The 16,123-nt window shown below is 40.2% G+C and carries 12 protein-coding genes; 6 read left to right on the forward strand and 6 right to left on the reverse strand.

All coding sequences use genetic code 11. From position 1 onward, the window contains the following. Positions 1-57: 57 nt before the first annotated feature. The 3 genes from FY048_RS15415 to FY048_RS15425 all read right to left on the reverse strand — a co-directional run bounded on the left by FY048_RS15415 (position 58) and on the right by FY048_RS15425 (position 4,599). Positions 58-2,193: a 3-hydroxyacyl-CoA dehydrogenase NAD-binding domain-containing protein gene (locus FY048_RS15415; RefSeq protein ID WP_446091716.1), complete on the reverse strand. Its 2,136-nt coding sequence runs from the start codon at positions 2,191-2,193 to the stop codon at positions 58-60. A gap of 19 nt (positions 2,194-2,212) precedes the next feature. Then, positions 2,213-3,418: an acetyl-CoA C-acetyltransferase gene (locus FY048_RS15420; protein WP_238612553.1), complete on the reverse strand. Its 1,206-nt coding sequence runs from the start codon at positions 3,416-3,418 to the stop codon at positions 2,213-2,215. Between the two features lie 170 nt (positions 3,419-3,588). Beyond that, positions 3,589-4,599: an AraC family transcriptional regulator gene (locus FY048_RS15425; protein WP_004789200.1), complete on the reverse strand. Its 1,011-nt coding sequence runs from the start codon at positions 4,597-4,599 to the stop codon at positions 3,589-3,591. A gap of 210 nt (positions 4,600-4,809) precedes the next feature. Between FY048_RS15425 and FY048_RS15430 the strand changes: the two genes are divergently transcribed. From FY048_RS15430 to FY048_RS15450, 5 genes are all read left to right on the forward strand, one after another. After that, complete coding sequence (locus FY048_RS15430; protein ID WP_446091717.1) at positions 4,810-5,928, forward strand: CaiB/BaiF CoA transferase family protein; 1,119 nt, start codon at positions 4,810-4,812, stop codon at positions 5,926-5,928. Positions 5,929-6,083: 155 nt separating this feature from the next. Then, positions 6,084-7,316 carry a carbohydrate porin gene (locus FY048_RS15435; protein ID WP_446091751.1) on the forward strand — a complete coding sequence of 411 codons (1,233 nt, stop codon included), beginning with the start codon at positions 6,084-6,086 and terminating at the stop codon, positions 7,314-7,316. Positions 7,317-7,489: 173 nt separating this feature from the next. Beyond that, positions 7,490-9,895 (forward strand): glucose/quinate/shikimate family membrane-bound PQQ-dependent dehydrogenase, encoded by a 2,406-nt coding sequence (locus FY048_RS15440; protein ID WP_446091718.1) that lies wholly within the window; start codon positions 7,490-7,492, stop codon positions 9,893-9,895. Positions 9,896-10,061: 166 nt separating this feature from the next. Beyond that, positions 10,062-11,705 carry a nitrite/sulfite reductase gene (locus FY048_RS15445; RefSeq protein WP_016137167.1) on the forward strand — a complete coding sequence of 548 codons (1,644 nt, stop codon included), beginning with the start codon at positions 10,062-10,064 and terminating at the stop codon, positions 11,703-11,705. Then, positions 11,698-12,183, forward strand: a complete 486-nt coding sequence (locus FY048_RS15450) for a DUF934 domain-containing protein (RefSeq protein WP_446091719.1) — start codon at positions 11,698-11,700, stop codon at positions 12,181-12,183. Before FY048_RS15445 ends, FY048_RS15450 begins: the two co-directional genes overlap by 8 nt. 52 nt (positions 12,184-12,235) lie before the next feature. Here FY048_RS15450 and FY048_RS15455 read toward each other — a convergent pair whose 3' ends face one another. From FY048_RS15455 to FY048_RS15465, 3 genes are all read right to left on the reverse strand, one after another. Beyond that, positions 12,236-12,679 (reverse strand): VOC family protein, encoded by a 444-nt coding sequence (locus FY048_RS15455; RefSeq protein WP_446091720.1) that lies wholly within the window; start codon positions 12,677-12,679, stop codon positions 12,236-12,238. A 130-nt stretch (positions 12,680-12,809) separates the two neighbouring features. Next, complete coding sequence (locus tag FY048_RS15460; RefSeq protein WP_446091721.1) at positions 12,810-13,985, reverse strand: thiolase family protein; 1,176 nt, start codon at positions 13,983-13,985, stop codon at positions 12,810-12,812. 108 nt (positions 13,986-14,093) lie between these two features. Then, complete coding sequence (locus tag FY048_RS15465) at positions 14,094-14,609, reverse strand: GspH/FimT family pseudopilin (protein WP_446091722.1); 516 nt, start codon at positions 14,607-14,609, stop codon at positions 14,094-14,096. 379 nt (positions 14,610-14,988) lie between these two features. Between FY048_RS15465 and omp38 the strand changes: the two genes are divergently transcribed. Then, positions 14,989-16,047 (forward strand): outer membrane protein Omp38, encoded by a 1,059-nt coding sequence (gene omp38 / locus FY048_RS15470; protein WP_016137162.1) that lies wholly within the window; start codon positions 14,989-14,991, stop codon positions 16,045-16,047. The last annotated feature ends 76 nt before the right edge of the window (positions 16,048-16,123 follow it).

A 16,123-nucleotide genomic window follows, 5' to 3' on the forward strand; every position in this document is an offset into this window, starting at 1 on the left:
AAAATATATTTATATGGGCAAGGTTTATGCAGTTTTTAAATATTCAATACGACTAAATTATTGAATATTTTGTTTCTGCTCAGCTTTGGTTTTTAGCAAAGTTGGAGGTGTAAAGCGTTCACCATATTTGGCAGCTAATTCTTCAGCTCGTTTTTGTGCTTTATCAGTGCCGTATTGATTTAGGAATTGAATTGCTCCACCCGTCCAAGGCGCATAACCAATTCCAAAAATAGAACCGACATTGGCATCAATTACAGACTCCAATACGCCTTCTTCATAACAACGTAAGGTATCTAGCGCCTGTACAAACAGAATGCGATCAATCATATCTTGTTCAGAAATATCATGATCTTTTTGCCAACGGTTCAAGCCTTCCCAAAGATGCTTTTTGCCATTTTCCGGATAGTCATAGAAACCTGCACCAGCAGCTTTACCTTTACGGTTTAATTCATGAATCATGGTGTGAACCACTTCATCTACAGACGTTTTGGGTAAATCTTTTCCTTCAGCTTGCAGAGCTTTACGGGCCTCACTAGCAACATGTTCGGTTAAGGTTAAAGACACTTCATCTTGAATGGCGAGTGGCCCAACAGGCATGCCTGCTTTAAGGGCAGCCATTTCAATACGTGCTGGGTGGACGCCTTCTGCAAGCAAGCGCATACCTTCTTGAATGAATGTACCAAACACGCGACTGGTAAAGAAACCACGGCTATCATTGACAACAATCGGTGTTTTTCCAATTTGTTGTACAAAATCGTAAGCTTTAGCAAGTGTGTCGCTTGATGTATTTTTACCTTTAATAATTTCGACCAACTGCATTTTGTCGACAGGGCTAAAGAAGTGCAGACCGATAAAAGCTTTATCATCCTTACTTGCTTGAGCTAAACCCGTAATTGGTAGGGTTGATGTATTTGATGCCATTACGCCATTAGGCGCTAAATATTGTTCAGCTTCTTGAGTGACTTTAGCTTTGAGCTCTTGGTTTTCAAATACTGCTTCAATAATTAAATCACAGCCTTGAAGATCTTGAGCTGAAGCTGTAGCCGTAATCAGTGATAAAACCTGATCACGTTTTTCTGCGGTCATACGGCCTTGTGAAACACGTTTATCTAAGAGTTTTTGTGAGTAAGCTTTGCCTTTCTCAGCATTTTCAACAGATACATCTTTAAGTACAACAGGAATGCCTTTAATTGCAGTTGAATAAGCAATGCCAGCACCCATCATGCCCGCACCCAACACACCAACTTTAGTGGCTTGCCATTTTGCAACGTCGGCAGGGCGGCTCGCACCAGACTTAATTGCATTTAGACCATGCCAGAAAGTACCAATCATATTTTTAGAAATTTGGCCTGTTGTAAGCTGAGTAAAGTAGCGAGACTCAATACGCAGTGCAGTATCTACATCGACTTGAGCACCTTCAACTGCGGCAGCCATAATCGCTTCAGGAGCAGGGTAACAACCTTTGGTTTTGTCTCTTAACATGGCTGGTGCAATGGCAAGAACTTGTGCAACTGCTGGAGTTTTGGGATCACCACCCGGAATTTTATAACCCTTCACATCAAAAGGCTGCTGAGATTTTGGATTCGCTTTTACCCATGCAATTGCTTTATTTAAAAGCTCTTGTTCATTTTCAGCAGTATCGTGAATTAAACCTAAAGACTTTGCTTTATCGACACCGAACTGTTTGCCTTCCATTAAAAATGGAAATGCATTTTGAAGCCCAAGCAGACGTACCATACGTACAATACCGCCGCCACCCGGTAATAGACCTAAAGTGACTTCTGGTAGGCCAAATTTGCTTTTCGGGTCACTAATTGCAATACGGTGATGGCAACTTAATGCGATTTCCCAACCACCGCCAAGCGCAGTGCCATTTAATGCCGCAACAACTGGAATTCCTAGGGTTTCAATTGTACGTAAATGACCTTTTAGTTTTTCCACCATATTGAAAAAGTCAGTCGCATGTTCCGGCTGAACTTGAATCAGCTCATCTAAATCACCGCCTGCAAAGAAAGTTTTCTTAGCTGAGCGGAAAATAACACCTGAAAGTTCTGTTTCTGATTTAAGTTTCTGAGTCGCCTCATCAAGCGAGTCACGAAACTCGGCATTCATGGTGTTCGCAGATTGACCAGTTGAATCAAGCGTTAAAATGACAATATTGTCGGCATTTTTTTCGTATTGAATTGCACTCATTTTTTATATCCCTAAATTTTTATACGCGTTCAATAATGGTGGCAATACCCATTCCACCGCCAACACAGAGCGTCGCTAAACCGCGCTTTTTATCTTGTCGTTCAAGCTCATCAAGTAGTGTGCCTAAAATCATGGCACCTGTTGCTCCTAATGGATGGCCTAAAGCAATCGCACCGCCATTTACGTTGACTTTTTCAGCAGGGACGTTGAGCTCATTAATAAAACGCATTACAACTGCCGCGAATGCTTCATTGACTTCAAATAGGTCAATATCATCAATCGTGAGACCAGCTTTTTCTAAAGCTTTACGTGCAGCAGGCGCAGGGCCAGTCAGCATGATGGTTGGGTCAGTACCGACTAATGCAGTCGCCAAAACTTTAGCGCGTGGTTTTAAATTTTGTTCTTTAACAGCCTTTTCAGAGGCCAATAAAACTACAGCTGCTCCATCGACAATGCCTGATGAGTTACCTGCGTGATGAACATGATTAATTTTCTGTGCTTCTGGATATTTTTGCAAAGCGATTGCATCAAAGCCCATTTGCCCCATCATTTCAAAACTTGGGTTGAGCTTTGTTAGACCTTCGAGTGTGGTGTTACCTTTAATAAACTCATCTTTATCTAAAATCACCACACCTGCGTGATCTTTTACTGGCACAACTGAGTGATTGAAATAACCATTTGATTGAGCCGCTGCCGCTTTTTGTTGTGACTTCACAGCGAAATTATCAACATCTTCACGACTATAGCCATCTAAGGTTGCAATGAGGTCTGCCCCAATACCTTGTGGAACAAAGGATGACTTAAGGTTTGTTTCAGGGTCTAACGCCCATGGTCCGCCATCGGACCCCATTGGAATGCGTGACATTGATTCAACGCCACCTGCAACCACTAAATCTTCCCAACCTGAGCGGACTTTCATTGCTGCCATGTTGACTGCTTCTAAACCTGAAGCACAAAAACGATTGATTTGCACCCCAGCAACATCATCATTCCAACCCGCTGCAATGGCTGCTGTTTTGGCAATATCACCGCCTTGATCACCAATTGGTGTTACACAGCCCAAAACAATGTCGTCCACTTTAGACGTATCGAGTTGATGGCGCTGCTGTAATTCATTTAATAAAGTGGTGAGTAAGGTAATTGGTTTTACTTCATAAAGAGAGCCGTCTTTTTTTCCTTTTCCGCGTGGTGTGCGAATGGCATCAATAATATAAGCCTCGCTCATAACAGTTCCTTTTTTATTGCTTAAAATTTATTTGTGTTTTGAGTGTACTGGTTTTAATAGCGAGTGCAATGACGATAAGCGCACCAGTCAGGTGATGATTTTTGCCAATAGAAATACAAAAAAGCCCAAGTTGAACTTGGGCTAAATGTGAAACTAAAGAGATTTAAGAATTAGTGATAACCGTGTAGCTGGCGATATAGGCCAGGGGTTACACCAGTCCACTTTTTAAATGCGCGGTGGAACGTACTCGTTTCACTAAATCCAACTTGTTGAGCAACGTCTTCAAGTGTTAATTCAGGATTGAGTAATAAGTGAATTGCAGCATCTCTACGTAAGGCATCTTTTACGCCTTGATAGCTTTTACCTTCAGCAGCCAAGCGGCGGCGTAAGGTTTGAGGAGATAAATACAACATTGATGCAACGTCGTTAAGCGTTGGCATTTCTTCACCAATCTGGCTTTTGAGTACTTCACGAATACGAGAAGTTAGCGAGTTGGTATTTTTGAATTTTACTAAAAGCTGAGCAGGCGCTGCTTTTAAGAATTCTTCAAGCGTTTTTTCATCTTGACGGATTGGCAAATCAAGATAATCAGCCGCAAAAGTTATTTCAGTACGCGGTGCATCAAACTGCATGACTGGTGCAAAAAACAATGCATCATATTCATCTGCATGTGCAGGACGTGGGTAGCTAAAATGAACACGCTCTAATGGCAAACGGCGTTCAATTAACCATGATGCTAGACCGTGCCAAATCATAAGCATACTTTCGGTAATGAAATGATCTGGATCTAAAGTTTTTGGAATGAGCGGAACTAGACGTGCTTCATGCTTGTCACGCTCTAGGCTGACAGACCATTCATCGCCAAATAATTTGTAAAATTGAGATGAGAGTTCAAGGGCTTGGCCCAATGTTTTTGCGTGAATAATCAACTGACACATAATGGCAAAAGTGCCCAGACGACGTGGTTGTACGTCAAATCCAACGTGTTCATCCTGTGTGACCATCCACAACATTTTTATAAAACGAGTGTATTGTTCTGGTGAGATTCGAGCTTTAGGTTGACGTAATAATTCCGCTTCAATGCCCACATGTGAAAGGAGCATTTCAACATCCATGCCAAGGCGCTTTACGCCTGTCAAAGCCGCATTCACGAAGTGGATGCTAATCGTATCGCGACTCATATTGAATCCTTCAGTCTCTTTGATGTTCACTTTAAATTGACCTAAATGACCGTCTAAAAAAATAAATTGGCGATTTACAACAGAGTAAAAGCACTTTTTACATGTTAAATTGCCGAAATGATCAAGGTAAATGGCTGAACATGACATTGTTTTAGAATATTTGCTTAACTAATATAAAAGAAAATATGAATAATAGTGGTTAAAAAAACGATGACGACAGCATTAAATGGACTTAAAGTTCTCGATTTCTCGACACTCTTACCCGGACCTTTTGCCACAATGTACTTAGCGGATATGGGTGCAGAAGTCATCCATATCGAATCTCCATCGCGTCCAGATTTAATTCGGATCATGCCGCCCTATGCAAATGGGCAAGCAACGGCACATAGTTATTTGAACCGAAATAAACAATCGATTGTTCTCGATTTAAAAGATCCAGCGAGTATTGATCTCATTAAAGCCAAAATCTCTGAGTTTGATATTGTCATAGAGCAGTTTCGACCTGATGTCATGCGCCGTCTAGGATTAGACTACTCAACGCTTGCAGAAATTAATCCACGTTTAATTTATTGTTCAATTACAGGTTATGGACAAACTGGAAGCTATAAAGACCGAGCAGGGCATGACATTAATTATTTAGCCTTAGCTGGTATTGCTGGGTATAGCGGCCGACAAGACAGTGGTCCGCCACCGCTCGGTATTCAAGTTGCAGATATTGCAGGTGGTTCACTTCATGCGGTCATTGCTATGTTAGCCGCAGTGGTTGAACGTGAGCGTAGCGGAATGGGGCAATATATTGATATTTCCATGACCGATTGTGTTGCTAGCTTAAATAGTATGGCTGCTTCGGCTACGCTTGCTGCACAGGTTGAGCAGGCTCCAGAGCATGGCATGCTTAATGGTGGCATTTTCTATGATTATTATATGACGCAAGATGGCCGTTATCTTTCAATTGGCAGTCTTGAACCACAATTTATGTCAGGTTTATCAATCGCTCTTGATCTGCCACTTTTATTACAAAAAGGCGCTTCTTTAGATGCCGAAGATCGACAAGAAGTTAAACAAGCCATTCAAGAAAAAATTAAAAGCAAAACATTTAAAGAATGGCATGAAATATTCGCAAATCTTGACGTGTGTGTAGAACCTGTCTTAAGTCTAAATGAGGCGTTAAATTCACCCCTAGCACAACAACGTGGATGGATTGTGGATGTACCTTTGCAAAATAATACAGCAGATACAGAACCACAATTGGCTTGTCCAATTAAGTTTTCAAGATCAAAAATGAGATATTCCTTTATAGGTCAGAAACTTGGTGATGGGCAGTGGTAAAGAGCTGAGGCTATTTCATAGACAATGTGTATTAAGATTATTATTAGATTAATCAATTGATTAACATTTTGAATAATTTCTTTACATAAAATTAGCGTACCCTTTATAAACAAAGACATAAAAGGTATGTAAACATGAAAACACATAAATCCTTGATGGCTTCCTGTTTATCCGTTTTATCAATTACTCTTTTCATACAGCACGCACAAGCTGCTGCTGCATTCGACCCAAATAGTCCGTGGATGTTGGGTGATTGGAACGGTCAACGCACCGCGTTACAAGCACAAGGTTATGATTTTTCTTTTGGATATACCGGTGAATACGCCGGTATTTTAGATTCAAAAAATACATCGACGCATGGTAGTGCTTATACGGGGCAACTTGCATTAGGAACTCATTTTGATTTAAACAAAATTTTAGGGTGGCAAGATACTGAAGCTCAAATCACATTAACTTATCGTGATGGGCAATCACTTTCTGAACATTCACCAGCTTTAGCGGGACATTTGAGTTCTGCACAAGAAGTGTGGGGGCGTGAGCAAACTTGGCGTTTAACAGATTTGTGGATCAAGAAAAAATTCATGGATCAGAAGTTAGACGTTAAAGTTGGTCGTTTTGGGGAAGGTGAAGACTTTAATAGTTTTGACTGTGATTTCCAGAACTTGGCGCTTTGTGGCTCGCAAGTGGGCAACTGGGTTGGTGATCAGTGGTATAACTGGCCAGTCAGCCAATGGGCTATGCGTGTTAAATATAACTTGCAACCCGATTTATATACACAAGTGGGTGTATATGAATATAACCCAGAAAATTTGGACCGAGGCAAAGGTTTTAACCTAAGTACTGATGGTTCACATGGGGCAATTATTCCTGCTGAAGTGGTTTGGTCACCTAAATTAGGCGCTCAAAGTATGGCTGGTGAATACCGTTTAGGGTATTACTACAGCACTGCTGATGCCGAAGAAATTACAAATACGGCTCAAACATCTCATAAGCAAGGTGTATGGGTAACTGCAAAACAAAAATTATTCCAGCCTGCTGATCAAACAGACCGTGGTTTGACGGGATTTGTGAACCTGACGTTCCACGACTCTGATACCAACAAAATTGATAACATGCAAAATGTAGGCTTAGTCTATAAAGGTTTGCTCAATCAACGTCCTCAAGATGAGTTGGCATTAGGTGTTGCGCGTATCCATATCAACGATGATTGGAACGATGTCCAAAATAAAGAATACGACACTGAATACAATACCGAGCTTTACTACGGTATTCATGCGACAAACTGGCTGACTATCCGTCCAAATGTGCAATATGTTCGTCATGTTGGTGCATTAAAAAATGGTGATAACACTTGGGTAGGCGGTATTAAATTCTCAACTGCATTCTAAGCGTAATTACTCTGAAAACGGATTGTCGAGGGCCAAATCATTGATTGAATGATCCTGACCTTCCGTTTTTTCTTTATGCCTGAGTTTTGTTTTAGATGTATCGATAGGCCGATTTTTGATTCAAAGCTTGGCTTATCTTTCCGATAAAAATGATGATTGATAAGAGGTGGTTTATGACTCAACCTACTTCAAGATCAGGTTTAACGACTTTTACCGTAATTATTATTGGGTTATTAGTGTTATTCCTGTTAATTGGAGGTATTTGGCTCGCTACATTAGGCGGTTCAATTTACTATATTATTGCTGGTGTATTACTCCTGATTGTTGCATGGCAACTCTATAAGCGAGCATCTACAGCATTGTGGGTGTACGCTGCTTTAATGCTGGGTACCATTATTTGGGGTGTCTGGGAAGTTGGAACAGACTTCTGGGCGCTTGCACCTCGTTTAGATATTTTAGGTATTCTTGGTTTATGGTTATTGGTTCCAGCCGTAACTCGTGGAATCAGCAACCTTGGATCAAGTAAAGTTGCCTTATCTTCAACTCTAGCAATTGCAATCTTGTTGATGGTCTATTCGATTTTCAACGACCCGCAAGAAATTAATGGTGAGATCAAGACACCTCAACCAGAAACTGCTCAAGCAGTTCCAGGTGTAGCAGAGAGTGACTGGCCAGCTTATGGTCGTACTCAAGCCGGTGTACGTTATTCTCCGTTAAAACAGATTAATGATCAAAACGTAAAAGATTTGAAAGTTGCTTGGACTTTACGTACTGGCGATCTTAAAACGGGTAATGATTCTGGCGAAACGACCAATCAGGTTACACCGATTAAAATCGGTAATAACATGTTTATCTGTACAGCTCACCAGCAGTTAATTTCAATTGATCCTGCTACAGGTAAAGAAAAATGGCGTTTTGATCCGAAGCTTAAAACGGATAAATCGTTCCAGCATTTAACTTGTCGTGGTGTGATGTATTACGATGCAAACAACACAACTGAGTTTGCAACGAGTCTTCAAAGCAAGAAATCTGACTCTACACAATGTCCGCGTAAAGTCTTTGTTCCTGTGAATGATGGCCGTTTAGTTGCGGTGAATGCTGACACTGGTAAAGCATGTACTGACTTTGGTAAAAATGGTGAAGTGAACTTGCAAGAGTTTATGCCATATGCTTACCCAGGTGGTTACAACCCAACATCTCCTGGTATCGTGACTGGTTCAACTGTTGTTATTGCCGGTTCGGTAACAGATAACTACTCAAATAAAGAGCCATCAGGTGTAATTCGTGGATACGACGTTAACACTGGTAAACTCCTTTGGGTATTTGATACTGGCGCAGCAGATCCAAACGCGATGCCGGGCGAAGGTACGAATTTCGTTCATAACTCACCAAATGCGTGGGCACCTTTAGCATACGATGCCAAACTTGATATCGTTTATGTTCCAACAGGTGTAGGTACTCCAGATATCTGGGGTGGTGACCGTACCGAGTTGAAAGAGCGTTATGCGAACTCGATGTTAGCGATTAATGCTTCAACTGGTAAATTAGTGTGGAACTTCCAAACAACCCATCATGATTTATGGGATATGGACGTACCATCACAACCATCTTTAGCTGATATCAAAAACAAAGCTGGCCAAACTGTTCCTGCAATCTATGTATTGACTAAAACAGGTAATGCCTTTGTTCTTGATCGCCGTAATGGTCAACCAATTGTTCCTGTAACTGAAAAACCAGTTCCACAAACAGTTAAACGTGGACCACAAACTAAAGGCGAGCATTATTCAAAAACTCAGCCATTCTCTGACTTGAACTTAGCTCCACAAGATAAATTGACTGATAAAGATATGTGGGGTGCCACTATGCTTGATCAGCTCATGTGTCGTGTATCTTTCAAACGTCTAAATTACGATGGTATTTATACTCCACCATCTGAAAACGGTACTTTAGTTTTCCCTGGTAACTTAGGTGTATTTGAATGGGGTGGTATGTCAGTTAACCCTGACCGTCAGGTTGCTGTAATGAACCCGATTGGTTTGCCATTCGTCAGTCGTTTAATTCCTGCTGATCCAAACCGTGCACAAACTGCAAAAGGTGCGGGAACTGAGCAGGGCGTACAACCGATGTACGGCGTACCTTATGGTGTTGAAATTAGCGCATTCTTATCTCCGCTTGGTTTACCTTGTAAACAACCGGCTTGGGGATATGTAGCTGGCGTAGATTTGAAAACCCATGAAGTAGTATGGAAAAAACGTATTGGTACAATTCGTGACAGCTTACCGAACTTGTTCCAGTTACCAGCTGTGAAAATTGGTGTGCCTGGTTTAGGTGGTTCAATTTCTACTGCTGGTAATGTTATGTTTGTTGGTGCAACTCAAGATAACTACTTACGTGCGTTTAACGTTACTAATGGTAAGAAACTTTGGGAAGCACGTTTACCAGCAGGTGGACAAGCAACACCAATGACTTATGAAATTAATGGTAAGCAATATGTTGTGATTATGGCCGGTGGTCATGGTTCATTTGGTACCAAAATGGGCGACTATTTAGTGGCTTATGCCTTACCAGATAACAAATAAAAAGCTTCTATAGAAAGGGCCTGGATTTATCCGGGCTTTTTTTATATCTATTTATATTAAAGCTTATCAATAAAACCGTTATTAAATATGCAAAAAAAGCATTTTATTGATGAATGAAAGCTCGCTATGCTATCTGCCTTAATAATGAATCTACTAGCCATACGCCATGTATTTATATACCGATTTCGACCAGCAGCTGGTTAATGAACGAGTTGCTCAGTTCCGTGATCAGACTGAACGCTATTTAGCTGGCAAACTTTCTGAAGATGAATATCGTCCGTTACGTTTGCAAAATGGTTTATATGTGCAACGCTATGCGCCTATGCTGCGTATTGCTGTGCCGTATGGCTTAATGAATTCTAAGCAATTACGTAAAGTTGCTGAAGTTTCAACTGCTTATGACCGTGGTTATGCACACGTATCTACACGTCAAAACATCCAGTTGAACTGGCCTGCACTTGAAGATGTACCAGATATTTTGGCTGAACTTGCAACTGTACAAATGCATGCCATTCAAACCAGTGGTAACTGTATTCGTAACACAACGACTGACCAATATGCAGGTGTGGTTGCTGGTGAAATTGCAGACCCGCGTCCAACATGTGAATTGATTCGTCAGTGGAGTACATTCCACCCTGAATTTGCATTCTTGCCACGTAAGTTCAAAATCGCCGTTTCTGCACTTGAAGAAAAAGACCGTGCGGCAACTGCATTCCACGATATTGGTGTTTATATTGTGCGTAATGAAGCGGGTGAAATCGGCTATAAAATTATGGCTGGTGGTGGTTTAGGCCGTACTCCAATCATTGGTAGCGTTATTCGCGAGTTTTTACCACGTGAAGATTTAATTGCTTACTTAGAAGCGGTTTTACGTGTTTATAACTTACATGGTCGTCGTGATAACAAATATAAAGCACGTATCAAAATTCTAGTTAAAGCATTAACTCCTGAAGTATTTGCACAGAAAGTTGAAGCTGAATTTGAACATACACGTGAATCATTAAGAATTCAGCCAGAAATCTTGAAAAAACTGGATGAGGAGTTCATTCCATTTGACTATCAAGATTTAGCCGATGAAGACTTTACCGCTTTATTTGCTGAGCATCCAAAATTCAAGCAATGGTTCAACATCAACACACATGCGCATAAAGTGAAGGGCTATCGTATCGTTACGATTTCTCTAAAACGTGCAGGTATCGCACCGGGTGATATGACCACCGAAGAAATGAACTTTATTGCAGACCTTGCTGATAAATATACATTCGGTGAACTTCGCACGACGCACGAACAAAATATTGCTTTAGCAGATGTGCCTCAAAAAGATTTGTTTGATGTATGGCAAGCACTTGAACAGCAAAATATGGCACGTGCACATATTGGTTTTATTACCGATATTATTAGTTGCCCAGGTGGTGATTTCTGTTCACTTGCAAATGCGAAATCAATTCCAATTGCTGAAGCAATTACACGCCGTTTCGATGACTTAGACAAAGTTTATGATCTTGGTCATTTAGATCTAAATATTTCTGGTTGTATGAATGCTTGTGGTCATCACCACGTAGGTAACATCGGTATTTTAGGTGTAGATAAAAAAGGCGCTGAATTTTACCAAATTACATTAGGTGGTAATTCTGACCATGATGCATCAATCGGTGACATCTTAGGGCCATCATTTGCAGCAGATGTTGTGCCTGATGTAATTGAGGAAGTATTAAATACTTATCTTGATTTACGTACGGAAGGTGAGCGTTTTGTTGATACATATCGCCGCGTAGGAATTCAACCATTTAAGGAGCGTGCATATGCTTAATACAGCTCTACCTGTGCTTTATAAAGATGGCACGATTGCAGATAATACTTATCAAATCATTGCTGAAGATGGTGTTATTCCTCAAGGTGACGTTGTAGTAACAACGGCTCAACTTGACCAATTAGCTAACGTTCAAGGCAAAAAAGCTTTGTATGTGACTGTGAATGATTCACCTGAAAATCATACTTTCCCATTAAATGAACTTGATGCAATTTTCATTGAGTTTGCTGGTTTTGGTGATGGCCGAGGTTACTCATTTGCAGCATTGTTACGTCGCCAAGGTTTCCAAGGTGAGTTACGTGCAACAGGTGATGTGTTTAAGGATGTTTTAAACTACTTAAAACGTTCTGGTTTTGATAGTTTTGTCGTAAAAGAAGGCAAAGACGTACAAGAAGCGGCGGCAGGTTTGCAAGACTTTACCAACCCATATCAAGCTTCAACGGCTGTACCGCAAGCAAGTTATCAAACAGGTGCTTAATAAATCCTGATATAAAAAATCCCGCAATTTGCGGGATTTTTTATATCAGGATTTATGTGTCTAATTGGCAATTGACCATCCACTTTATACCAAATTGGTCGGTAAACGCTCCGTATAATGCTCCCCAGAATGTTTTTTCTAGAGGCATTTCAATTTGACCATTAACAGACAACGCATCAAAAAGTTGTTTAGCCTTTTCTTGCTCGTCCTTTTCAAGATTAATTGCGATGTAGTGATTATTGCCTTGGGTAAAAATACTGTTAGGCGCACAGAACTGATCATTTGTATCTGATGCCATAAGTACAGTGTATTCATTAATGGGTAGAGATACGTGAAGAACCAGATTTTTATTCGCTTCAGATAATGTCACACCTTCTGTAGGTGGCATATCACCATAGCGGCTCAGCATGGCGAATTCACCACCAAATACTGATTTATAAAAATTAAAGGCTTGCTCTGCCTGACCTTGGAAATTGAGGTAGTGATTGAGTTGCATTGTTATTGTCCATTGTTGTTTTCGTTTAAAAGAATAAGTTAAAACTTAAAAGTGATTTTGTGGGTCATTTTTTGTAGTTTTTTCATAAAAAAATCCCACCGAAGTGGGATTTTAAAATAGTTAATTTTAATTAAATAAGTTCAATCGCAACGGCTGTTGCTTCACCACCGCCAATACAAAGTGCTGCAATACCTTTTTTACCGCCAGTACGTTTCAGCGCATGAATAAGCGTAAGAATAATACGAGAACCTGTAGAACCTACTGGATGACCTAATGCACAAGCACCGCCATTGATATTGACTTTTTCAGCATCAAGTTTGAAATCATCAATTGGGCACATGGTAACCATAGCAAAAGCTTCGTTAATTTCCCATAGATCAACATCTTGAGCATTCCAACCCGCTTTTTTTAGAACTTTCTCTATGGCACCAACAGGGGCAATTGTAAATTCTGAAGGATGCTGAGAGTTTGAAGCTGTCGCAATAATTTTCGCAAGTGGCTGTAAACCACGTTGAGCTGCAACTTCACTTGAAGTTAATACTAATGCAGATGCACCATCCGAAATAGAACTAGCGTTTGCTGCGGTAATTGTACCGTCTTTTGCAAAAGCTGGTTTAAGTGAAGGAATTTTGTCGATCTTTGCATTTAAGGGTTGTTCATCCTGATCAACAATAACATCACCTTTGCGACTAGGTACGGTAACCGAAACAATTTCATCTTTGAAATAACCTTCGGTAATTGCTGTTTGAGCACGTTTCAAAGAACGAATTGCAAAGTCATCCATTTGCTCACGTGTATAGCCACGTGTATTTGCCATATCTTGGGCAAAAGAACCCATTAAACGACCAGTTTCTGCATCTTCAAGTCCATCAAGAAACATATGATCCTTAATTTCACCATGGCCCATACGATAGCCAGCGCGTGCTTTTGGTAAAACATAAGGTGCATTCGTCATAGACTCCATACCGCCAGCAACAACAATTTCAGCACTGCCTGCTTTAATCATATCGGTTGCTTGCATTACTGCTTTCATGCCAGAACCACAAAGCTTATTAATAGTTACAGCGCCTGTAGAATCAGGTAAGCCTGCTTTACGCATTGCTTGACGAGCAGGGCCTTGTTTTAAGCCAGCAGGAAGAACACAGCCCATAATGACTTCTTCGACATCAGTAGGTTGTAAACCTGCTCTTTCGATTGCTTCTTTAATGGTTACAGCACCTAATTCAGGCGCTGTAAGTCCTGATAGTGCTCCTTGAAAACCACCCATAGCAGTACGAGCACCATTAATAATTACGATGTCAGTCATTGTTGTAATCTCCGGTTATTCTTAATCTCAAAATAAGAAATTTTTAAAACCTAGGCAGTATATTGCAAAAAACACAGAGAAATATTTTCTGCATTAGACTGTAGAGTTCTAACAATTTTTAAGGTCTTCTAAACGAATATGCCCCATTTTGCTGAGAACTAATTTAAAGTTTTTAAGCTGATCGTAAGAACAATACGTAAAACTGCCATTAGACTCACGTGGCAGTCCGGTGTCTCCCTGAAATACAATACTATTTATTTTTTTGCCGAATTTTTGAAATTTTAAAGAACCATAACGATGATTAAGCTCAATATTGGTCAATATTTCTTCATCGCTTTCTCTTTGTAGATTATGATTTTTGTCTACAAAGCTTATAAGGCTTGTATCCCAATTACTATTACATAGCGTTAAATCAACACTTGGGCAAAGTACGACACTCTTATGTCGCAGAATTGCGTCGTATTTGGCTTTTTGTATATGAATTGTCAGTAGTCGAGGCGTGTTTTTTAATTCTAACGAAGCCATCAATTGATGATATAAAGGAACGGCTAGGGTGAACATAATCATAAGAATTGCGAGCGTTACAGTGAGTTCCATCAATGTGAAACCGAGAGATTTAAACATTAAAATTCCTTAATATATAAAGAAGTGTTTTGATTTTATGCGTTCTATCAATGATTTATATGGATTTTTATAATGAGGAAACACAAAATTAAATAAAGGTTATCAGGACGCTAGAATACTGGTAAAATCACCCTGAGCGAAACACAGAAGTTGTTCATATTTACTAGTTGAGTAAAAAATTACCGAATTACAACGGAAATTGTAAGTAATTTTGTCAATAATTTACTTGATTAAAATTATCAAGCACTTGGAAAGTCTATCAAGTGTTTGTATGATTCAAATGTGAATAGCTTAAAAATAATACTGGGGTGAAAATATCTCAGGGGCCAATAAATTTAGGCTGAGCTTGAACAACAATTGTTATCTCTGGAGGATATCCATGAAATTGAGTCGTATTGCACTTGCTATGCTTGTCGCTGCACCTTTAGCTGCTGCTAATGCTGGCGTAACTGTTACACCATTATTGCTTGGTTACACTTTCCAAGACACTCAACACAACAATGGCGGTAAAGATGGCGAGTTAACTAACGGACCTGAACTACAAGACGATTTATTCGTTGGTGCTGCTCTTGGTATTGAGTTAACACCATGGTTAGGTTTCGAAGCTGAATATAACCAAGTTAAAGGTGATGTAAACGGCCTTGCAGCTGGCGCTGAATACAAACAAAAACAAATCAACGGTAACTTCTATGTTACTTCTGATTTAATCACTAAAAACTATGACAGCAAAATCAAGCCATACGTATTGTTAGGTGCTGGTCACTACAAATACGAGATTCCTGATCTTGCGTACCATAACGATGAAGAAGGTACTTTAGGTAATGCTGGTTTTGGTGCTTTCTGGCGCTTAAACGATGCTTTATCTCTTCGTACAGAAGCTCGTGGTACTTATAACTTTGACGAAAAATTCTGGAACTATACAGCTCTTGCTGGTTTAAACGTAGTTCTTGGTGGTCACTTGAAGCCTGCTGCTCCTGTAGTAGAAGTTGCTCCAGTTGAACCAACTCCAGTTGCTCCACAACCACAAGAGTTAACTGAAGACCTTAACATGGAACTTCGTGTGTTCTTTGATACTAACAAATCAAACATCAAAGACCAATACAAGCCAGAAATCGCTAAAGTTGCTGAGAAGTTAACTGAATACCCTAACGCTACTGCACGTATCGAAGGTCACACAGATAACACTGGTCCACGTAAGTTAAACGAACGTTTATCTTTAGCTCGTGCTAACTCTGTTAAATCAGCTCTTGTAAACGAATATAACGTTGATGCATCTCGTTTGTCTACTCAAGGTTTCGCTTGGGATCAACCGATTGCTGACAACAAAACTAAAGAAGGCCGTGCTATGAACCGTCGTGTATTCGCGACAATCACTGGTAGCCGTACTGTAGTTGTTCAACCTGGTCAAGAAGCGGCAGCTCCTGCAGCAGCTCAATAATTTGAGTTCTTGAACAGTAAAAAAGCGACTCGTTAGAGTCGCTTTTTTTATTGCGATTTTTAAAATATTTAATCAT

Source organism: Acinetobacter sp. 1124_18A (assembly GCF_052824995.1).